Consider the following 20357-nt stretch of genomic DNA (forward strand, 5'->3'; position numbering starts at 1 on the left):
CCGCATGCAGCAGCTTCCCGAACAGATTCCGTTCTGGGCGATTCCCGCGGCTATTGCCGCGGCGGTGGTCGCGCTCATCGTCTGGATTTACGTGCTGATCCGCGCCTATCGGTATCGCAAGGCCCTGGACGCGGCCATCGCCAACGTCGCCTACGAGATGCTGAAGAACGTGCTGATCCCAAACGGCAACGGCGGGCAGATCCACGTCCACTACCTGCTGCTGACCCAGCGCGGCCTGCTCGTGGCGGACCTGCTGGACCGTCCCGGCGCGATCTTCGGCGGCGATCAGATGCTGGAGTGGACGGCGATCGGCAAGAAACAGCGCTACACCTTCGCCAATCCCCAGCACGCGCTGTATGACCGGATGGCGGCGGTTCGGTTGCTGACCGGTGAAGTACCGGTGGAAGGGCGCCTGCTGTTCACGCTGAAGAGCGAGTTCCCCAAGGGCAAGCCGCGCAATGTGTTACGGATCGATGACCTGACGGATGATTTTCCGCCGGTCGATAAGGCGCGAGGGAATATTACGGCGGCGTTCGGTGACGTTTGGGCGAATGTGAAACGTCACGCTGAAGCGAACCCCATTTCTTAAGAGCCCTCACCCCAACCCCTCTCCCCTTGGGAGAGGGGCTTAAGGATTTTTCTTTGTGGCGCGCTTCGCGCGCCACGGCTCCCAAAGATGCAGGCACTCACAGCTTGGATTTTTCCGGGCCGGCGCAGCGCGCCCGGAAAAAAAACGGTGGCTGCGTTATGAGCGGCGGTAATGTTCCGCCACGACCTGCGCCACGCAGGCCGTCACTTTCTTACCGGTCTCGATATCCAAAAACTCATTCGGGCCGTGAGCGTTCGACTGCGGGCCGAGGACGCCGGTGACCAGGAACTGGGTCTTCGGGAACTTCACGTTCAGCATCCCCATGAATGGGATCGTGCCGCCGACGCCCATGTACATTGCGTCCTTACCGAAGAAAGTTTTCGATGCCGATGACATCGCGGCGGCAAGCCATGGGGCGGTGGAGGGCGCATTCCAACCATCGGCGCCCGGATCGGCGTCGTAGCGAACCTTCGCGCCGTAGGGCGGATCTTTCTCCAATGTTTCTTTGATCGCGGCACCCGCGCGCTCCGGATCCACGCCTGGCGGAATACGGAACGACAGCTTGAACGCCGTATAGGGCCGCAACACATTGCCAGCATTCGGCAGGCTCGGAATGCCATCGACACCGGTGGTGGACAGCGTCGGTCGCCAGGTGCTGTTCAACAGCAGTTCGGCCGGATCTTTGTCCATGGGCTGCATGCCTTCGACCATCGGCAACTTGCGATACACCTCGGCGCCGAGCGCTTTCGCGGCGGCCTGGGCCTGTTGCACGCGGTCTTCGGGAATCTTTGCGAACAGCGCATCGAGCTTGATGCGACCTGTCACTGAATCCTCGACGCGCTCGAGCACTTGCCGCGCGATGCGCATGCTGGAGGCGGCGATGCCGCTCGCCATGCCCGAGTGCACGCCTTCACGAAGCACATCGACACGCAAGGTGCCAGTGAGATTGCCGCGCAGGGAGGTCGTACACCAGAACTGATCGTAGTTGCCGCACTCGGCATCCAAACAAACGACGAGCGACGGCTCACCGATCCGATCCGCCAGTGCATCGATGTACGCCGGCAAGTCCGGGCTGCCGCTTTCTTCGCTGCCCTCGATGATGATCACGCAGCGTGCGTGTGGAATCTTCTGTTCGGCGAGCGCCTTCAACGCGAGCAACGAACCGAACACCGCGTACCCATCGTCAGCACCGCCACGACCATACAAACGGCCGTTACGAATTACCGGCGTCCAGGGCGACAGGCCTTCGGCCCAGCCGGTGAACTCCGGCTGCTTGTCCATGTGACCGTACATGAGCACGCAGTCCGTGCTGTTCTTATCGCCGGTGGCCGGCACGTCGATGAACAGCAGCGGCGTGCGACCGGGCAGACGCACGATCTCGGTTTTCATGCCGGGCAGGGCATTGGCCTCGCACCACTGGCGCATCAGCTCCGCCGCCGCGTCCATGTGACCGTGTTTTTCCCAGTTCTTGTCGAAATGCGCCGACTTGTTGGGAATGCGGATGTACTCGCACAGCGCCGGCACGATGGATTTGTCCCAGACCTCGCCGACGAAGCGCATCAATTGCTCGGTATTCATTCCAACTTCTCCAATCCAGTTCAGGCCGCAGGCCAATGGAACAAGCGTAACGCATTGGCGGTCGTGATCTCCGCCAGCGCCTCGACCGCTTCGCCGCGTGCCGCCGCGATCGCCGCCAACACGTGCGGAAGATACATGGGCTCGTTGCGACGGCTTTGCGGTTTGGGCTGCAAATCGCGCGGTAACAGATACGGGGCGTCGGTTTCGATGAGCAGGCGATCGGCGGGAATGTGACGGACCACCTCACGCAGATGATGACCGCGTCGCTCGTCGCAGATCCAGCCGGTGATGCCGATGTACAGGTCGAGATCGAGATAGGCGCGAGCCTCTTCGAGACCCGCCGTAAAACAATGCGCGACGCCGCCCGTCAGTTGCGCGCGATGCTTGCCCATGACCCTCATGAAATCGGCGTGCGCATCGCGTTGATGCAGAAAGACCGGCTTGCGAACCTGCCCGGCGAGTTCCAGCTGCGCTTCGAATGCTTGAATCTGCGCCTCGTGGGGCGAGAAGTTGCGGAAGTAGTCGAGGCCGCATTCCCCAACCGCGACGACTTCGTCGCGACGGGCGAGCTCACCGAAGGCCTGCAATTGAGCGGCATCGAGCTCAACGGCGTGATGGGGATGAACGCCGGCGGTACAGCGCATCTGTTTCGGATGCTTTTGTACCAGGGCGATCGCAGTCTGGGTGCTCGCAAGCGAGCTGCCCGTGATCAGCATGCGAGTCACGCCCACATCCGCCGCACGCTGAATGACCGCGTCGCGATCCTGATCGAAGCTGTCGTGAGCCAGATTGATGCCGATGTCCAGTAGGGCTGGCAGCGGCCGTGACGTGGTCGAAAGTCGAGCCGGATCAACCGTCATTTTCAATGTCTTGTGCTATCTTTCAGAGTCATGAATTGTAGTGCATGGGCACGTCGACTGGGCCGGTTACTGCTGCCGTTGTTGCTGGCGGTCTCGGCGTCGGCGAGTGCCGGCTCGACCGCCGAGTTCGACGATCTGGTGGCTCGGCTGCAATTCGCGTTCTTCACCGGCGACAGTCGCGCCCTGGAAGAAACGCTCACCGAGCTCGGCAACTTCGATGTCGAGCCGAGCCTCGCGGCGATCAAGTCATATCAGCTCGCCTATGGCGACTGGAAGCTCGCGCAACTGCTGGGCGAGCGCGCCCAAGCCAAATCGAGCGCGAGCAAAGCCGCCAAGCTGTGCGTTCAGCATGCGCGCGATGCCATCACGAAGGATCCGCGCATGGCCGAGATCTATGCCATCGAAGCCGCGTGTGACACCTACCAGCCCGGCTCGCCGAAGCAGGGCTCGACGGCATGTACGCGTAGCAAATCCATGCGCACTGCATTGACACTGGGCGCGGAGAATCCCCGCGTGCTGTTCATCAATGCGTTGTGCTCCCCGGACGCTGAAGGCGATCCGGCCGCGATCGAGCGCTGGCGCGCGGTGGTCGCCAAGTTCGAAGCGGCGCCGCCCTCGCAGCCTGGCAAGCCCGATTGGGGCCATGCCGAGGCGCTGACGTTGCTGGGCGAAAGTTACCTGAAGCGCGGCGAGATGGTCGCGGCGCGCGATGTGCTGGAAAGAGCGCTGGTGCTTGCGCCAGACTACCGGCAGGCGCAAAAGCTGTTGCAGACTGCGGCCAATCGCCCTCGCTGAGCTGGTTACTGTCGTCCCCCGATTCATGTCCGCTCAATTGCAGCTGTTCGAGGCACGGGACTCTACTTCCGAGCGTTGGACCGTGCGCGTCAGTCGGCGTGCGCGCCGCATGTCGGTGCGTGTGTATCCGGGCGGTCGTGTCGAAGTCGTGGTCCCGCCCGGCGTGCCACCCATTACGGTGCAGCGATTCGTCGGCACCCACAGCCAATGGATCTCTCGCCGCGTCGAGGATCTGAGCGCCGTCGGTTCGCCCATCGCCGCGGGTCCGCCGACCGACATTCATGTGCCGGCCATCGGGCGCAGTTACAAAGTCGAATACGAGCACACGCGCTCGACCTCGATCCGGCCGCAACTGTTCGACGACGGCGTGCTCCGGATTTTCGGCCCGGTCCACGACGAAGCGGCGGTTGCCTCGGCCTTGCGACAGTGGCTGTCCGATCTGGCCTACGACGAGTTCGGCGGGCAGTTGAAGCTGGTCGCTCGCGAGCTGGGGCTGAGTTTCAGCCGTATACAAATCCGCCGGCAGCGCACGCGCTGGGGCAGTTGTTCAGCAACCGGCACCATCAGCCTCAACGTCTGTCTGATGTTCCTGGAGCCGGCGGTGGTGCGTTACCTGTTCGTGCACGAGCTCTGTCACACGCGCCACATGAATCATTCGTCCCGCTTCTGGGCCCTGGTGGAGCACCACGAGCCGGACTACCGCAGGCTCGATCGCGAGCTGCTGAAGGGCTGGCAATCGGTGCCGGGCTGGATGTTCGAGTAGCCGGCGAAAGCTTTGTAGGTATACCGAGACTGTCCGGGGTTGACAGCGCCGCGCCCCGCGCGGACCCTGCCGTTCATCTACCACGTTTCCTCCGCATCATGTCCAGTTCCGACACTCCTACGCGCCGTCCGGTCGATTTGTCCGATGAGCAGGTTCACTGGGACCTCGGCGAATCCCAGAGCTATGGCGAATACCTGGGCCTGAATCAGATCCTGAGCGCCCAGCGCCCGGTCTCGTTCGAGCACGACGAGATGCTGTTCATCATCATCCACCAGGCCTCCGAGCTGTGGATGAAACTCTGCCTGCACGAGCTCACCGCGGCTCGCGAGCACATTCGTCGCGACGATCTCGGCCCGTCGTTCAAGATGCTGGCGCGCGTGTCGCGAATTCAGCAGCAGCTGGTGCAGTCGTGGGATGTGCTTGCGACCATGACGCCGGCGGAATACTCGCTGTTTCGCAATCAGCTCGGTCGGGCGTCGGGATTCCAGTCGGTGCAGTACCGGATGCTGGAGTTCATCATCGGCAACAAGAACGCCGATACCATCGAGGTGCATCGTCGCGATCCGAAGGCTTACGAAGATCTGCAGCGGGCATTGCAGAGCCCGAGCATTTACGATGAAACGTTGCGCTTGCTGAGCCGGCGCGGCTTCGAGATTCCAGAGGAGTATCTGGATCGCGACTGGTCGCAGCCGTATCAGCCGAGCAAACAAGTCGCCGCGGCGTGGCTCGCCGTTTATCACAGCGTCGAGGACAACTGGGATCTCTATGACCTCGCCGAGAAGCTGGTCGACCTGGATCACAAATTCCAGCTGTGGCGGTTTAGTCACATGAAGACGGTCGAGCGGATCATCGGCTACAAGCGCGGCACCGGCGGCACGGGCGGCGTGTCGTATTTGAACAAGGCGCTCGAGCTGCGGTTCTTCCCGGAGTTGTGGACGATTCGGACGTCGATGTAAGGGCCGGGCGTCGCTGCCCTTAATGATTTCCTTAATAACCCGGCGCTCGGGCTCCGATACCATCGGACTTTCGCCCGAGTGACCCATGGGATTGCCGAGCATTCTCCTCGTTGAAGACGATCGCATGCTGTGCGACGCCATTGCGGCCGCCCTTCAACAGGATGCGTGGCATGTCGATGTCGCTCACGATGGGCGAGCCGCGCAGACGGCGCTGATCGATCATGGGTACGCGGCGGTGCTGCTCGACCTGGGGCTTCCTGGCAATTCCGGGCTGGACGTATTGAGTGGCATGCGTGCGCGGTACGACGCGACGCCCGCATTGATCATCACCGCACGCGACCAACTCGGTGACCGCATTCGTGGTCTGGACGCGGGTGCCGATGACTATCTCGTCAAACCCTTTCAAGTTGAAGAGTTACTGGCGCGGCTGCGAGCCGTGCTGCGTCGGGCGAACGGGCAGGTCGCGCCAGTGCTTCATTATCAGAACATTTCGGTGGATCCGGTACGGCGCATCGTCATGCGCGGCGATCAGCATGTTCGCTTGAGCATGCATGAGTTCCGTACGCTATTGGCATTGATGGAGCGGCAGGGGCGCGTCGTGCCGCGCAGTCATTTGGAAGATCTGATCTACGGCGGCTCGACCACCATCGAGAGCAATACAATCGCGGTCTATATCCACCAGCTGCGCCGCAAGCTCGGCGACAGCCTCATCGAGACGGTGCATGGCTACGGCTATCGGCTCGGTTCGGAACGTTGATATGCATTCTCTGCGCGGCCGTCTGTTCAGTGCGTTACTCGGCATCTTCATCGGTGCATGGGTGGCAGCAGGCGTCTATCTGTATCTCGAGTTCGCACAGGCCAGCAGCGGCTCGATGGATCGCCGTCTGGAGGAGCTGGCCAATACCGCGCTCCTGTCGATGCCGAGCGACATCAGCGATGTGTCGAGCCGCTCGACGTTGAGTTTGAGAAGCGGCGCGCCGGGGCGATTGGAAAAAACCGAGAGGTGGCTTCAGGTGTGGAGCAAGGACCGTCGGGCGCTGGTCTTGTGGCGCAGGGGCGCTCCTCGCACACCGCTCAAGCCCGATTTCACCGATGGTTTCGCGACCCTGCAGATCGGAGGCGAGGAGTGGCGCGTTTACGCGGTCTCGGATGCGAGCAATCAGGTACAGATTCAGGCCGGTCAGCCCATGAGCGCGCTGACCGAAGAGCTCAGGACCGGACTGTATTACGCGCTCGGGATCTCTTCACTGGCACTGCTTGCGGTAGGCCTTGCGGTGAAGTTGGTCGTTCGCTGGTCATTCCAGCCGGTGATGACGGTGCAAGCCGCCATGACTTCGCGCGAAGCGCTCGACTTGACGCCGCTGCCTGCCGCCGGTTTGCCGAGCGAAGTGCGTCCGCTGGTCGATTCGTTCAATCGGTTGCTGGCGCGGCTCGAAGAGGCCATGCACGCCGAGCGTCGATTCATCGTCGAGGCGGCACACGAGCTGCGCACGCCATTGGCGGTGCTGCTCGGACAAGCGCAAGTGGCACGACGTGCGCGGACACTCGAGGAAACGCGGCCGGTGCTCGATCAATTGGTGCGTGGGGCGGAGCGAAGTGCGCGATTGTCACAACAGCTGTTGCATTCGGCCCGGGTCGAACGACCGGCCGACCCGCCAATGCCCATCGAGCTTGCGGACATCGTCACGGTCCTGATCCAGGATTTCGAGATGACGGCCGCGCAGAAAGATCAAAACATCTCGGTGCATGTCGAGCCCGGCGTGGTCCGTGGCAACCTGGATGAACTCGGCATCCTCCTCAGCAATCTGCTCGACAACGCGTTGCGCTACGCCGGCCGCGGCGGTCACGTCGCCGTGAGATGTGTGCGCGAAGAGCACACGATGCGACTGGAGATTCTGGACGACGGCCCGGGCGTTCCGGAGGCCGACCGAGAGCGAATATTCGATCGTTTCTATCGAGTCGCCGGGAGTGCCGAAAGCGGCAGCGGCATCGGCTTGTCATTGGTAGCACGCATTGCGCGCTCGCACGCCGCAAGTATTGCCACCGGCCCGGGGCTCGACGGGCGTGGCTTCGGGATCGCCGTTCGATTCCCCGTGATCGAAGAGCAGTCCTCTTAACGCATTATTAAAGCCCATTCCTCGATCATCTCCGGCATGCAAACCGTCGGAGAGGATCGAATGAGACTTGCAAACAAACGTTGTCCCTGGCTCGTGCCCACCAGTGCGGCGCTGGCCCTGGCAAGCTCGACCAACGTCATCGCAGCGGAGGAGGAGCCGAAGAAAGGGCCGTGGGAAATCACATTGGGCGCGGGCGCGGTGAACCTGCCGGAGTACATCGGTAGCGACGAATATGAAACCCGCGGGATGCCCGTGGTGAGTGTGCGCTACAAACGTTTCTTCCTCGGCGGCGCCCCAGGCTCCGGTTCACCCGCGGGCATCGGCGCGCATCTCTACGAGGGCGAATCATTTCGACTCGGCGCCGTCGTTTCCGTGGATGCCACCAAACCCCGCGAAGAGTCGGATGACGAAAGCCTTCGTGGGCTGGGCGACATCGACGCCGCGGTTCGAGCGGGATTGTTCTCGAGCTACCGGGTCGCAAGCTGGCTCACGTTGCGAGCCAGCGCCATGACGGATGTTTCGGATAAGCAGCAAGGCACCACTGCAAATTTCGATGCCGAGTTCACCTATCGCCCCACGGCACGACTCACACTCTCGGGCGGGCCCGGGCTCACGTGGGCGGACGAGGAGTACATGCAAACGTTCTTCGGCATCACCGATGAGCAGGCCGCACGCTCGGGCCTCGCCGCGTACACGCCCGAAGCCGGCGTGAGCGTCGTGCGTCTATCGGTCGGCGCGCAATATCAGTTTTCCCGTACCTGGTTCGCCGGCGCTCGCTTCACCGCCGCCCAACTGCAGGACGATGCGACCGCCGGCCCCATCGTCAAGGACAAGAATCAGAATCTGTACGCGCTGTATTTCGGCTATCGATTCTGAGCACCGCCGCCGGTGGATCTTGCAACCCAATCCTCCGGCGGCGTTTTGCATACTCCGTTTAGCAAGAGGGCAGCGTGAACTGACCCTCATACGTGTAAGTGTCGAATGCCGTGAACACCCACACGTGACCCGTCGAGCCGCAGGCAAAGCCGGACTGATTGAAAGTGGCTTCAATTTTCGTGTCCGACCAGGAGATCGGAATCTGGATCGCGAAGTTACTCGAGTTCGGCGCACGCGGACCGACTGAGCTGTTGGTCACGATGACTTTCTTCGGGGAAGTGTCAACGTAGAACTCGTCCTGGAAGACCTCATAGGCGTCGTCGGTGTTGCTGTCCATGCCGTCGAACAAGGTCATGGTGTAATCGATCAGCGCCGATGAGCCGGCATCCCGAGTCGTATTGGCGGTGAAGTCGGCGTTCTTGGTGCCGTTGATGGTGGATTGGAACGCGCCGTTGGCCGATCCGGCCGGATTGCTGAGGCGGTAGTAATACTCGAAGAAATGCCAGCCGCCGGCATCGAACCCTTGCGGTGGCGGGTCGCCCAGATAGGGCACATACGTCGTTCCAGCGAGCGGAGTATTGAAGCCGGTGTCGTTGGCTGTCGTGACGCCTGAACTGTCGTGGCCGCCGTGCGACTCGTAGAAGGCAGGCGAACTGTGGTACCAGGGAAACGAGCCGGCGCGTACCAACTTAAAGATGCCGCCGTAGTCGCCCGAGCCGGAGGTGCGCTCCCAATATCCCCAGAAGGAGACGTAGAGTTCCAACGAGTTCAGCTCAGAGATGCCTACCTTCGGAAAGGTGCCCTGGTCTGGTAGGACGACGGGATAAATCTGCTTCACCGCCTTGGTGCCGTTGTGTGCTCTGTCCGTCGAGATCCGGGGCAATATCGACGCGCTTGGCGCGGGATCAGGTGCTTCGTAGGGCGCGATCGCATCGATGCGAGTGTTGTCGACTTCCGAATCGTAGTCTTGGTAGTGGAACGGCGCGGCCATGCTCTTGGTGCCGAAGCCGCCCGCCGTCTTGGTGATCGTCAGTACGCCGCCGCTCAACACCACGCCATCGACGCTGCCACTCGAACCGTCCTGACCTTGCCAATCATCGAGTCGGGTGACGTTGAGATTGTCGAGTTGGTAGACCAGCCCGGGCTGACCACTCGCGTGAGTGGAGTCGGTGGTGCTGCCGATGCTCACGCCGTTGCGAAACACTTCCAGCATCGTGCCGGTGACCGTCAGCTTGAGCACATCTCCCGAGGTCCACGAGACCACCGGCGCGATCAACGTCGTCAACGCTCCTGCCGTCAGGCGGCTCACGTAAACGCGGCCGTCCCCCGCCCGGTACTGCGCAACGTAACCTTGCCCACCGCCTGTGGATGACAACCGTACGCCGATGCCTGCATCGTCGTAATCGCCAGGAACCAGAACCTTGACCTCCGAAGATTGATCGGCCGCGAAAGCGAACGACGCCGCCTTCCAGCCCGACACTGCCAATCCGGTCGAGCCTGTGACTTGATTCGACGCGAGGTTCAGACCGTTGGCGGTGATGGTTTCCCAGTTGCCCCCGAGTGGTGTTGCGTTTGCGCGATTGAAGTTATCTACTTGGACTGCCGCGTGCGCTGTCGCGCTGGCAAGTGTAAGCGCGATGAAAGCAGCCGTGCCGTTCTTCCGTAAGACATGAGCCATGATCCAAGCCTCTGCTGTGAGCGTCGAGTGACGGGTGAAACACTGCGAACTGAGGCTCAGCAGGGCAGTGGAATGCGCGGCAGGCTGGGTGAGGTCGTCTTCCCTGACGCGTACGATCCCTGTACTGACTGTGGCCGCGGTCCAACTGTGGCGCTGGGTTTGGATTGTATGTGGGCACCGCGGATGCCGCAACGTCGTTGCGTAATCAAACGAGTGCGCGCGTCCTATCTTAGGACGGCTCGCGAGCCGTCGCAGCCGGGGCACGCCAAGAGCGCGTCTTCCAGACTCTCCATCCGAGCAACACCAGCACGATGGCGAGATAAATCAGCGGCTCGGTCGTATCCGCCTTCACCTGCCAGTAGTAGTGCCACACGCCGAGCAGACCGATTGCATAGACCAGCCGATGCAGGGATTTCCAGCGTTTGCCGAGCCGACGCATCATCTTGTTTGTCGAGGTCACGGCGAGCGGCACGAGTAACAACAAAGCGGTGAAGCCGATGGTGATGTAGGGGCGCTCGCCGATGTCTTTCAAGATGCCTGACCAATACAGGCCCTGATCGAGAATCAGCCAAGTGAGAAAGTGCATCAGCACGTAGAAGAACGCATACAAACCGAGCATGCGTCGCAGCTGCACGAGCCACGGCATGCCGAACCAATCTCGAATCGGCGTCACGGCCAACGTGATGACCAGAAACCGCAAGCCCCACTGACCGAACGTATCCTGGATCTTTTCAACAGGGTTCGCGCCCAGCGACGCGCCGCCGATCCCGAAGGCCGCGAGCACCAGCGAGAGCAGGGGCAGCGCGCACACTACGAAGAGGGCGGGCTTGATGAAGCGGCGAATGACGACCGTGGAGGGCGACACGGTTAGTAATACTTCTTCAGGTCCATGCCCTGATACAACGATGCGACTTCCTGCTCATAGCCGTTGAACATCAATGTCGGCACGCGTGAGCCGAAGACGCCAGCACCGATCTTGCGCTCGCGGGCCTGGCTCCAGCGGGGATGGTCGACCTTGGGATTCACGTTCGCATAGAAGCCGTACTCGTGAGGCGCCGAGATATTCCACGTGGTCGGCGGCTGCTTCTCGGTGAAGCGGATCTCGACGATGGACTTGATGCCCTTGAACCCATACTTCCACGGTGTGACCAACCGTAGCGGCGCGCCGTTTTGATTCGGCAAGGTCTTGCCGTACAGACCAACAGCGAGCAATGCCAGGGGATGCATCGCCTCATCGATGCGCAGACCTTCCACGTACGGCCAGTCGAGTGAGCCCATGCGTTGGCCCGGCATTTCCTCGGGTCGAAGTACTGTCTTGAAGGCCACGTATTTCGCCTTCGACGTGGGCTTGAACTGCTTCAGCACATCGGCGAGCGGCACGCCCGCCCACGGAATCACCATCGACCACGCTTCCACACAGCGCAATCGATAGACGCGCTCCTCGATCGTGTGCGGCTTGAGAATGTCCTCGAGGGCAAAGGTGCCAGTCTTCTCCGCTTCGCCTTTCACCGCCACGGTCCACGGGGTGGGCTTGAAGCGGCTCGAGTTCTCGGACGGATCGCTCTTGTCGAGGCCGAACTCGTAGAAGTTGTTGTAGGTGGTGATGTCCTGGTAGCTGTTGGGCGGATCGCTCAGGCTGTACTTGGCATTGCGCTGAACTTTCAGATCCGCGACCGCGCCGGCCTCGCTCACCCACCCGGCGCCGATGCCGGCCACGCCCGCCATCAAGGCGGCCTGCAGCAGCTGGCGGCGATTCAAATACACCGACTCCGAGGTGATCTCGGAGGGGCGGATATCGGCGCTGTCGCCGGGACGGAAACGTCGGATCAGCATGGGCTTCCTCGTGGCCGGCGTTACCGGCCCTGAATCGTAAGACTCTCAACACCAGACCGGAGTTTCGCGCTGGCCATTACATTGGAGCCGACCCGGCTTCCACAATTCGCCCGAATTGCGTCGGCGATTTGCCCGCCGGCCCGGTCAGGCTGCCCGCAGTGTAAGCACTGAAGCAACCTTAAGGGAGAGCGTACGTCATGAGAATCCTGGAGTCGGCCACGTTCAAGGCGGTGTTGATCGGGGTGATCGTTCTGTTACTGCTGATACCGCTCGAGATGCTCCGAAGCGTGGTCACCGAGCGCTTGGGGCTGCGGGAGCAGGCCTATCAAAAGGTCGCCGAAGGGTGGGGCGGCGACCTCACCGTCGGCGGTCCCATGCTGGTCGTGCCAATGGAGCGCAAGGTCGTCGTCGATAACAAGGAGCGCCTGCTACGCAGCGACGTCTACCTGTTGCCGTCAAAGCTCAATGCCGACGTGGATGTGAAGCTCGACCCACAGCCGCGCTATGTTGGGATATACGCGGTACCGGTGTACCTGTCGACACTGCGCCTGCAGGGCGAGTTCGACTTCACGACCTTGCAGCCGCTGCTCGAGCAAACCGAGGTGACCTATCTGTGGTCACAAAGCCGCCTGCGTCTGCCTATCTCATCGGTACGCAGCCTGCGTGAGATCCAGCACGCCACGTTCGCCGGTCAGCAGGTGAAGCTCGGTCCGGCCGGTCCTGGCGTCTACGTGGGCGTCGAGGCGCGAGTGGATTTGAGTCAGCTGCGTCAGTCGCCGACCGCCGCGTTCGACTTTGGTACCGTGGTCGCAGGCAGTCGCTCGGTGTCCTTGCTGCCGCTCGGTAGCACGACCACAGTGAGCATGAGTGCCGATTGGCCGCATCCCTCGTTTCAGGGCGCGTTCCTGCCCTCCGAGCGAACCATCACCGAACAAGGCTTCAAGGCACGCTGGCAAGTGCTGGAGCTGAATCGTTCCTACGGCCAGGTGTGGCACGAAGGCGAGGTGAGTGACGATGCGCTCCGGCAATCAACGTTCGGCGTCAGCTTGTTTCAACCGGTGGACATCTATCAACGCGGCGAGCGGGCAGTGAAGTATGCCGTGCTGTTCATCGCGCTCACGTTTCTAACGTTCTTCGCCTGGGAGCAGGTCACCCGCAATCGACTGCATCCGTTGCAGTACCTGCTCGTCGGTCTCGCGCTCAGCATGTTTTATCTGCTGCTGATCGCACTCTCCGAGCACATTGCCTTCGCGCTCGCGTATGTCACCGCAGCTGCCGCGCTGGTGCTATTGATCGGCTTGTATCTGGCTGGCGCGCTTCGTAGCAGCGGGCGAGGTGTGATCGCTGGCGGTGTGATGAGCTTGGTGTACGGACTGCTGTATATGCTCGTGCTGTCCGAGGATTACAGTCTCTTGCTCGGCTCAATCATTCTGTTCGCGGCGCTGGCCGCGGTGATGCTGGCCACGCGCCGCGTCGATTGGTATCGCCTCAGACCGGAGGAGCCGTCTCAAACTGAGGAATCGTATCGGTGATCTCGAACCAGCACGCTTTGTTACCGACGTGAATATGCATGGCCGGCTGGAGACCTGGATCGGTGTCCAGCGCTCCAGCCGGCACGACCACCGCGTTACGTTCCTTGGAAACACGCGGCACGGCGGCTCCGCACTTCGTGCACCAGGAGACCCCGAAGTATTTCGCCCCAGGCACGCGGTAATCGCCAATGGCCGCGTCCTGACGAGTGAAACGAAAGTCCTCGAGCTTGTAGAACAGATTCGAGGCGTGCGCGGCGCTTCGTGCTCGCCGGCAACGAGAGCAATGGCAGTTCGCGCTTCGTAGCGGTTTGCCAGTGATCTCATAGGTGATGCTGTTGCAAAGACAGCTGCCGAGCACCACACCTTCGCGAGGTTCGACCACGGGCCGCTCGACGCCGCCCACGCCGAACTCCGGCGGAAACTCCTCATGCTGGGGCAGGTCGTCGGTGATGGCGTACCACGACGCCTTGGAGCCGACGAACACGTGACCCTGCGGCCGAATGCCGGGATCGCCCTCGAGGTTGCCGGCGGGCACCAGCGCCAGATCCATTTCTTTGAGCAAAGTCGGCGTGACCGAGCCGCAGTGCCTGCAGTGATCGCGTCGGCCTTTTTCCGAGGACACGTAACTGACGATTTGGTCCTCGCCGCTCAACCACTTGAAGCCCATCAGCGGCGCCCCGACAAAGGTGGCGAAGGCGGCGCCATGGTGTTTGCGGCACATGGAGCAATGACAATGCACCATCATGTTGAAGGGGCCGGCGACTTGATAAGTGACCGCCCCGCATAGACAACTGCCGTGCAGCTGAGGCGCAGACAGACTCGGTGACATGCTCATCGCTCCCTAGGACTCATGCCGATCATCATGCCGGTCGGCGACGATAGCAAATGGACGATGACTTGCTCCAGCGCGTCTCGGCCGTCATCAGGGATTCACACCAATTGAGACCGAGCCTTCTTGATAAAAGAGGGGTCTTTGGAAAAACCTTTGTGGTAAAAGGGCCGCTGTGACCGACACCGTAACCGCAACTGCTTCAGACCGCCGCAGCCTGCGAGAGCAGGTGGAGGACCTGCTGCCCACGTGGCGCAGCTGGTATCCGAGCCTGTTCGATGCGGCCGCCGACCTGGGATTGATCCGGGCACGCGTCTGTCCACCGTCAGCTCTAATGCTCGCGAACCGTCACGCGGCCGTGCAGAGCGAAGCGATTCAGATGTTCAAGGAGAAATGGTCGGTCGAAGACGAGCCGGACGAGCCGACGCTGCCGATTCGTTTGCAGCGGCATCCGACGCCGCGCAAGCCGTTCAAGAAAAAGCCGAAGCCGAGTTATTGAATATTGATGGCGGGGCTCAACCCGCAAACTTGCTGAAGTCCGGCGGACGCCGTTCAGCAAACGCACGCAACGCTTCCGCCGTTTCCGGCGATGACAGTCGCGCACCGAAGATCTCACTTTCCTTCGCCATGACCGCGGCAATCGCCGCGCCATCTCGCATCAACTGTTTGGTCGCCTGCAACGCCCCCATCGGTTTGCTCGCAAGTTTCTTCGCAGCCGCAAATGCCGCCGCTCGCACTTCACTTGCGGGCAACGCTGCGTTGGCAAGCCCAATCGACGCCGCCGTCCGACCATCGACTGGCTCACCCAAAGCAAACATCGCGTAGGCACGCGCATAGCCGATGCGTGCCGGTAACAACACACTCGAGGCCGCTTCGGGCACGAGCGCGAGATTGACGAACGGCGTCGACAACTTGGCATCGTCGGCGACGTACACCAAATCACAATGCAACAGCATCGTCACACCGATGCCTACCGCCAAACCCGTCACCGCGGCGACGAGCGGCTTGCGCGCATGAGCGAGCGCATCCAGAAACTGAACCGTCGTCATCGCTTTTCGATCGAGCGTACCGGCCGCAACCGCCGCGAAGTCGGCGAGGTCGTTGCCTGCAGTGAACGAATCGCCTTCGGCCTCGAGCAGCACGACCCGAACCGAGGCATCGGTCTCGGCTCGGGTCAGTGCTTGAGCGAGCGACGTGTACATCGCCTGCGTCAACGCGTTCTTCTTGTCCGCTCGGGCGAGCGTGATTCGAAGGACGCCATCGTCGAGGGCAATGCGCACGTGCTCGGTCATGATCGTTCCTCGATCCTTTAAGCAGCCTTGCTCGAAGACGCCAGCTGACGCAGCACGTAGTGCAGGATGCCGCCGTGCTGGAAGTACTCGCGCTCCTTCGGCGTGTCGATACGCACACGCACTTCGAACTTGATCGGCGCGCCCGAGGCCGGGGTGGCGACCACGGTCACCATCTTCGCAGCACCGCCGTTCAGGCCGATGATCTCGAAGCTTTCCTTACCGGTGAGGCCCAGCGACTGTGCGTTCTGACCGTCCTTGAACATCAGCGGCAGCACGCCCATGCCGATCAGGTTGGAGCGGTGAATACGCTCGAAGCTCTCGGCGATGACGGCCTTGACCCCGAGGAGCATGGTGCCCTTGGCGGCCCAGTCACGCGAGGAGCCCGTGCCGTATTCCTTGCCCGCCAGAATGACCAGCGGCGTGCCTTCCTGCTTGTAGCGCATGGCGGCGTCGTAAATGCTCATCTGCTCGCCGCTCGGCACGTGCACGGTCACACCGCCTTCGGTGCCCGGCGCCAGCAGGTTACGCAGACGAATGTTTGCAAACGTACCGCGCATCATCACTTCATGGTTACCACGACGCGCGCCGTAGGAGTTGAAGTCCTTCGGCTGCACGCCCTGCGCGACGAGATATTTCGCCGCCGGGCTCGTCTTGGAAATATCGCCCGCGGGGGAGATGTGGTCGGTGGTCACGGAGTCGCCGAGGATCGCGAGCGCACGAGCCGCACGCACATCGGCCACCGCGCCCGGCTTCATCGTCATGCCGACGAAGTACGGCGGATTCTTCACGTAGGTCGACTTCTCGTCCCACGCGTAGATCTTGCCGCTCGGCAGACGAATCGCATTCCAGTTCTCATCGCCCGCGAACACGCTCGAGTAACCCTTCTTGAACATCGCCGCGTCCACCGACTTCGCGATGAATTCCTGGATCTCGGCCGGCGTCGGCCAGATGTCCTTGAGGAACACCGGCTTGCCATCGCTACCGGTCGCGAGCGGCTCGGTGGTCAGATCGATGGTCATGGAACCGGCGAGCGCATACGCGACCACCAGCGGCGGCGAGGCGAGGAAGTTCATCTTCACTTCCGGATGCACGCGGCCTTCGAAGTTACGGTTACCGGACAACACGGAGGCGGCGATCACATCGCCAGCCTTCACCGCATCGCTGATCTCCTGGCGCAGCGGGCCGGAGTTACCGATACAGGTCGTGCAGCCGTAGCCGACGGTGTAGAAGCCCAGCGCGTCGAGATCGGCGCTCAGGCCAGCCTTGTTGAGGTAGTCGGTGACCACGCGCGAGCCGGGAGCGAGCGACGTCTTCACCCAGGGCTTCGAGGTGAGGCCACGCTTGCGAGCATTGCGAGCGAGCAGACCCGCGGCGATCAGCACGGCCGGGTTCGACGTGTTCGTGCAGCTCGTGATCGCGGCGATCAGCACCGCGCCATCGGCCACTTCGAACGACTTGCCATCCATCGAGGCAGGCGCGACGCCCTTGGCGCCCGGGTTCTTCGCCGTGCGCTCTTCGGCCATCTTCTTGTGAGTCGACTGATAGGTCTGCTTCGCGGTACGCAGCGGCACGCGATCCTGCGGACGCTTCGGACCGGCGAGCGAGGGCTCGACCGAGCCGAGATCCAGTTCGAGGATGTCGGTGTAATCGGCTTGCGGATCGCCGTTGTTACGCCACATGCCCTGGTGCTGGGCATACGCCTTCACCATCGCGATGTGCTCAGGCGAACGGCCCGTGAGCTCGAGATACTTCAATGTTTCTTCATCGACCGGGAAGATGCCGCAGGTGCTGCCGAATTCCGGCGCCATGTTGGCGATGGTGGAACGATCGGCGAGCGGCAGGTTGGCGAGACCGTCGCCGAAGAACTCGACGAACTTATCGACCACGCCCTTCTTACGCAGCATCTCGGTGATGGTGAGCACGAGGTCGGTCGCGGTGGTGCCGGCCGGCAGCGTGCCAGTGAGCTTGAAGCCGATGACGTGCGGAATCAGCATGGTGACCGGCTGACCGAGCATCGCAGCTTCCGCTTCGATACCGCCGACGCCCCAGCCCAGCACGCCCAGGCCGTTGACCATCGTAGTGTGCGAGTCGGTGCCGACCAGCGTGTCCGGGTAGGCCCAGCGCACGCCGTCCTTCTCGTTGTCGAAAATCACGCGAGCGAGGTGCTCGACGTTCACCTGGTGCACGATGCCGGTGTTCGGCGGCACCACTTTGAAATTCTGGAACGCGGTCTGGCCCCAGCGCAGGAACGCATAGCGCTCGGTGTTGCGGCTGAAGTCGATGCGATTGTTCTCGGCCATGGCCTGTGCCGAGCCGTAGGCGTCGACCTGCACGGAGTGGTCGATGACCAGCTCGGCGGGCGAGAGCGGATTGATCTCATCGGGATTGCCGCCGAGCTTGATCATGGCTTCGCGCATGGCGGCCAGATCGACGATCGCGGGCACGCCGGTGAAGTCCTGCATGATCACGCGGCTCGGCGTGAAAGAAATCTCGTAAGAAGGCGCAGCCTTCGGATCCCATTTGATCAGTGCTTCGACGTCCTCGCGCGTCACGTTGACGCCGTCTTCGAATCGCAGCAGATTCTCCAACAGGATTTTGAGCGAGTAGGGCAGGCGGGCGACGTTGCGGTCTTTCAGGGCTGCGAGGCTGGCGATTTCAAAATTCTGATTGCCGCAAGCGAGCGTGGTGCGCGCCTTAAACGAGTCTTTCATGCGTCCTCCGCGAGGATAGGGAGTGGCGCGGCTGGCTCGACGCTGGCAGCGCCAGGAGCGCCACCTCGGACAGGCGCCCCATATGCTTCATTGCCCCGTGGCTTCTGAAGGAAAGGATCCCTAACCCCGGGGACAAATCGGCGGGATTATAGCGGTCGCCGCGTAACTATGGGGACGATCGCACCGATTCCCATGAATAAATTCCGCGCGATTTGTCCGAGTTGGCGCAATCTTTTCACGCAGTCCGGTCGACCACGCCGCCACCGAGGCAGACGTCGCCGGCGTAAAACACCACGTATTGACCGGGAGTGACCGCACGTTGCGGCTGGTGGAATCGGACGTGAACGCCGCCGTCCGCGAGCACTTCGACGCTGCACGCCTGATCCGCCTGGCGATAGCGCACTTTAGCGGTGCAATCGAAGCGTTGAGCAGGCGGTTCGCCTGCAACCCAGGCGAGCTGTGAGCCCCAGGCCTCGCCCCGCTGCATGGCTGGATGATCATGACCTTGCACGACAATGAGCACATTGCGAGCGAGGTCCTTGTCGGCCACGTACCAGGGGGCTTCGCCGGCGTCGTTGCGTCCGCCGATCCCCAAGCCCTGGCGCTGACCGAGCGTGTAGTACATGAGTCCGCGATGCTGACCGACACGACGTCCCTCGAGCGTTTCGATGTGACCGGGCTGCGCGGGCAGATACGTTTCCAGAAATTGCGCGAACGGCCTTTCACCAATGAAACAAATCCCGGTGCTGTCTTTCTTGTCGAACACCGGCAAGGTTTGTTCGCGAGCGAGCCGTCGCACTTCGCTCTTCTGCAGATCGCCGATGGGGAAGAGGGTATGCGCCAATGCTTCGCCCGGCATGGCATGCAGGAAATAACTTTGATCCTTGTTGGGATCGAGTCCGCGTAACAGCTTGGCGTGCGACTGCGATGGATCGTGCTCGACGCGTGCGTAGTGACCGGTCGCGACCCACTCGGCGCCGAGCCGGCGCGCGTAGTCGTAACAAACGCCGAACTTGATCTCACGATTGCACAGCACGTCGGGATTGGGCGTGCGGCCGTGACGATACTCTTCGAGGAAATAACTGAAGACGCGCTCGCGATACTCGCCGGCGAAGCTCACCTTGTGCAGCGGGATCTTCAGTTGCTCGCAGACCTGGCGCGCGTCCTGATAATCCTCGGCAGCGGTGCAGTAGCCGTCTTCGTCCTCGTCCCAGTTGCTCATGAACAAGCCCTGGACCTCGTAACCTTGTTGCAACAGCAGCCACGCGGCGACGGACGAGTCCACGCCGCCGGACATGCCGACGATGACTAAGGAAGACATTCGAAGTGACTACTGACTGGTGACTAATGACTGGCCGGAGCGGCACGCGGCCCTTCCGACGGTCAGCGCTTAGATCAGGCGATTGATCGCTGGATGTTCCAGGGTGCGCGCCCGGACTTCGGGCGACAGGACGCCATCTTTGACGACGTTTTTCGCGACATCAAGGGGATGCCGGGTGCCTTCGAGGTAATCGTCGATGCAACGGAGCACCAGCGGGCTGCGCAGGCGGGATGAGCGGGCGACGATCTGCTCACGGTCCAGCCACAGGGCGCGTTCGATGCCCCGATCCAACGGGCGATCGGCATGGTGATGGGTCACTTCGCCGGAATAGACCACCCGCAGGAAGCTCTTTTGCTTCTCGGCCTGTTCCCACAGATAAACACCGATCAACGCCTCGGGCCGAAAGGTCCAGGCGGTTTCTTCCAGGGTTTCGCGGATCACGGCTTCGATGAACTGCTCGCCGCGTTCCACGTGGCCGGCCGGCTGGTTGAACACCATGCGATTGCCGACCCGCTCCTCCACGAGCAGGAATTGGCCGTCGCGTTCGACGACGGCGGCTACAGTGAGATCGGGGCGCACGGTCATGCCGGGAGTATAGCTACCCTGTAAGAACTATTTGTGATGCTT

Annotated in this window: 19 protein-coding genes; 9 read left to right on the forward strand and 10 right to left on the reverse strand. The window is 61.9% G+C overall.

Features of this window, described 5'->3' with window-relative positions:
* The first annotated feature begins 4 nt into the window (after positions 1-4).
* Positions 5-589, forward strand: coding sequence for an NERD domain-containing protein (locus ACFPN2_RS00180; RefSeq protein ID WP_380593787.1), 585 nt, complete (start codon positions 5-7; stop codon positions 587-589).
* Between the two features lie 156 nt (positions 590-745).
* Here the strand turns inward: ACFPN2_RS00180 and ACFPN2_RS00185 are convergent, their stop codons facing one another.
* On the reverse strand, positions 746-2167 hold the full coding sequence (locus tag ACFPN2_RS00185; RefSeq protein WP_380593789.1) for a M20 family metallopeptidase: 1422 nt from the start codon (positions 2165-2167) through the stop codon (positions 746-748).
* A gap of 20 nt (positions 2168-2187) precedes the next feature.
* On the reverse strand, positions 2188-3027 hold the full coding sequence (locus ACFPN2_RS00190) for a TatD family hydrolase (protein ID WP_380593791.1): 840 nt from the start codon (positions 3025-3027) through the stop codon (positions 2188-2190).
* A gap of 30 nt (positions 3028-3057) precedes the next feature.
* Here ACFPN2_RS00190 and ACFPN2_RS00195 point away from each other — a divergent pair, with 30 nt between their 5' ends.
* From ACFPN2_RS00195 to ACFPN2_RS00220, 6 genes are all read left to right on the forward strand, one after another.
* Positions 3058-3822 (forward strand): hypothetical protein, encoded by a 765-nt coding sequence (locus tag ACFPN2_RS00195; RefSeq protein WP_380593793.1) that lies wholly within the window; start codon positions 3058-3060, stop codon positions 3820-3822.
* 25 nt (positions 3823-3847) lie between these two features.
* Positions 3848-4585, forward strand: coding sequence for a M48 family metallopeptidase (locus ACFPN2_RS00200; RefSeq protein ID WP_380593795.1), 738 nt, complete (start codon positions 3848-3850; stop codon positions 4583-4585).
* A 98-nt stretch (positions 4586-4683) separates the two neighbouring features.
* Positions 4684-5541, forward strand: coding sequence for a tryptophan 2,3-dioxygenase (gene kynA / locus ACFPN2_RS00205; protein WP_380593797.1), 858 nt, complete (start codon positions 4684-4686; stop codon positions 5539-5541).
* A gap of 85 nt (positions 5542-5626) precedes the next feature.
* Entirely contained in the window at positions 5627-6298 is a 672-nt protein-coding gene (locus ACFPN2_RS00210) for a response regulator transcription factor (RefSeq protein WP_380593799.1), read from the forward strand.
* A gap of 1 nt (position 6299) precedes the next feature.
* Positions 6300-7658, forward strand: a complete 1359-nt coding sequence (locus tag ACFPN2_RS00215; RefSeq protein WP_380593801.1) for an ATP-binding protein — start codon at positions 6300-6302, stop codon at positions 7656-7658.
* A 60-nt stretch (positions 7659-7718) separates the two neighbouring features.
* Positions 7719-8534 (forward strand): MipA/OmpV family protein, encoded by an 816-nt coding sequence (locus tag ACFPN2_RS00220; protein WP_380593803.1) that lies wholly within the window; start codon positions 7719-7721, stop codon positions 8532-8534.
* Between the two features lie 58 nt (positions 8535-8592).
* On the opposite strand, the gene ACFPN2_RS00225 is transcribed toward ACFPN2_RS00220, so the two are convergent.
* The 3 genes from ACFPN2_RS00225 to msrP form a co-directional block, all read right to left on the reverse strand.
* Entirely contained in the window at positions 8593-10212 is a 1620-nt protein-coding gene (locus tag ACFPN2_RS00225) for a hypothetical protein (protein ID WP_380593805.1), read from the reverse strand.
* A gap of 229 nt (positions 10213-10441) precedes the next feature.
* On the reverse strand, positions 10442-11077 hold the full coding sequence (locus ACFPN2_RS00230) for a protein-methionine-sulfoxide reductase heme-binding subunit MsrQ (protein WP_380593807.1): 636 nt from the start codon (positions 11075-11077) through the stop codon (positions 10442-10444).
* Positions 11078-11079: 2 nt separating this feature from the next.
* Entirely contained in the window at positions 11080-12045 is a 966-nt protein-coding gene (gene msrP / locus ACFPN2_RS00235; protein WP_380593809.1) for a protein-methionine-sulfoxide reductase catalytic subunit MsrP, read from the reverse strand.
* 197 nt (positions 12046-12242) lie between these two features.
* Here msrP and creD point away from each other — a divergent pair, with 197 nt between their 5' ends.
* Positions 12243-13577 carry a cell envelope integrity protein CreD gene (gene creD, locus ACFPN2_RS00240; protein WP_380593811.1) on the forward strand — a complete coding sequence of 445 codons (1335 nt, stop codon included), beginning with the start codon at positions 12243-12245 and terminating at the stop codon, positions 13575-13577.
* On the opposite strand, the gene ACFPN2_RS00245 is transcribed toward creD, so the two are convergent.
* Positions 13534-14406: a GFA family protein gene (locus ACFPN2_RS00245; RefSeq protein WP_380593813.1), complete on the reverse strand. Its 873-nt coding sequence runs from the start codon at positions 14404-14406 to the stop codon at positions 13534-13536. The genes creD and ACFPN2_RS00245 overlap by 44 nt on opposite strands.
* 175 nt (positions 14407-14581) lie before the next feature.
* On the opposite strand from ACFPN2_RS00245, the gene ACFPN2_RS00250 reads away from it, so the two are divergent.
* Positions 14582-14905 carry a hypothetical protein gene (locus tag ACFPN2_RS00250; RefSeq protein WP_380593815.1) on the forward strand — a complete coding sequence of 108 codons (324 nt, stop codon included), beginning with the start codon at positions 14582-14584 and terminating at the stop codon, positions 14903-14905.
* A 16-nt stretch (positions 14906-14921) separates the two neighbouring features.
* Here the strand turns inward: ACFPN2_RS00250 and ACFPN2_RS00255 are convergent, their stop codons facing one another.
* The 4 genes from ACFPN2_RS00255 to ACFPN2_RS00270 all read right to left on the reverse strand — a co-directional run bounded on the left by ACFPN2_RS00255 (position 14922) and on the right by ACFPN2_RS00270 (position 20315).
* A complete protein-coding gene (locus tag ACFPN2_RS00255; RefSeq protein WP_380593817.1) occupies positions 14922-15698 on the reverse strand; it encodes an enoyl-CoA hydratase-related protein in 777 nt (258 codons plus the stop codon).
* A gap of 17 nt (positions 15699-15715) precedes the next feature.
* Complete coding sequence (gene acnA / locus ACFPN2_RS00260; RefSeq protein ID WP_380593818.1) at positions 15716-18409, reverse strand: aconitate hydratase AcnA; 2694 nt, start codon at positions 18407-18409, stop codon at positions 15716-15718.
* A gap of 235 nt (positions 18410-18644) precedes the next feature.
* The gene (mnmA, locus tag ACFPN2_RS00265) at positions 18645-19730 is read right to left on the reverse strand and encodes a tRNA 2-thiouridine(34) synthase MnmA (RefSeq protein ID WP_380593820.1); all 1086 of its coding nucleotides are present in this window, start codon (positions 19728-19730) and stop codon (positions 18645-18647) included.
* Between the two features lie 69 nt (positions 19731-19799).
* A complete protein-coding gene (locus tag ACFPN2_RS00270) occupies positions 19800-20315 on the reverse strand; it encodes an NUDIX hydrolase (protein WP_380593822.1) in 516 nt (171 codons plus the stop codon).
* Positions 20316-20357 lie beyond the last annotated feature (42 nt).

This window comes from Steroidobacter flavus (assembly GCF_042651805.1).
Lineage (GTDB): Bacteria > Pseudomonadota > Gammaproteobacteria > Steroidobacterales > Steroidobacteraceae > Steroidobacter > Steroidobacter flavus.